We start from the raw sequence: 893 nt of genomic DNA, 5'->3' as shown, positions 1-893 counted from the left end.
GAAAATGACAAAAAAGAAATTGAAAAACTTAGTTGACATCGAAAAACGAAGATGTTAACATAAGGAAGTCGCAAATGAGCGACCAAGTAGTTCTTTGAAAACTGAACGAAACAAACAACGTGAAACGTCAATTTTTATTTTTAGATGCTAGACAAACTAACTTTATTGGAGAGTTTGATCCTGGCTCAGGATGAACGCTGGCGGCGTGCCTAATACATGCAAGTCGAGCGAATGGATTGAGAGCTTGCTCTCAAGAAGTTAGCGGCGGACGGGTGAGTAACACGTGGGTAACCTGCCCATAAGACTGGGATAACTCCGGGAAACCGGGGCTAATACCGGATAATATTTTGAACTGCATGGTTCGAAATTGAAAGGCGGCTTCGGCTGTCACTTATGGATGGACCCGCGTCGCATTAGCTAGTTGGTGAGGTAACGGCTCACCAAGGCAACGATGCGTAGCCGACCTGAGAGGGTGATCGGCCACACTGGGACTGAGACACGGCCCAGACTCCTACGGGAGGCAGCAGTAGGGAATCTTCCGCAATGGACGAAAGTCTGACGGAGCAACGCCGCGTGAGTGATGAAGGCTTTCGGGTCGTAAAACTCTGTTGTTAGGGAAGAACAAGTGCTAGTTGAATAAGCTGGCACCTTGACGGTACCTAACCAGAAAGCCACGGCTAACTACGTGCCAGCAGCCGCGGTAATACGTAGGTGGCAAGCGTTATCCGGAATTATTGGGCGTAAAGCGCGCGCAGGTGGTTTCTTAAGTCTGATGTGAAAGCCCACGGCTCAACCGTGGAGGGTCATTGGAAACTGGGAGACTTGAGTGCAGAAGAGGAAAGTGGAATTCCATGTGTAGCGGTGAAATGCTTCGAGATATGAGGTGACACCAG

The 893-nt window shown here is 49.0% G+C and carries 1 rRNA gene; it reads left to right on the top strand.

The window, feature by feature from the left end:
* Positions 1–162: 162 nt before the first annotated feature.
* Positions 163–893, top strand: a 16S ribosomal RNA gene (locus BMG01_RS10675); the annotation flags it as partial.

The organism is Leuconostoc sp. BM2, from assembly GCF_002095565.1.
GTDB classification, from domain to species: Bacteria; Bacillota; Bacilli; order Lactobacillales; family Lactobacillaceae; genus Leuconostoc; species Leuconostoc falkenbergense.
The sequence above is the reverse complement of the archived record's forward strand: the minus strand, read 5'-3'. Positions and strand labels throughout refer to the sequence as shown.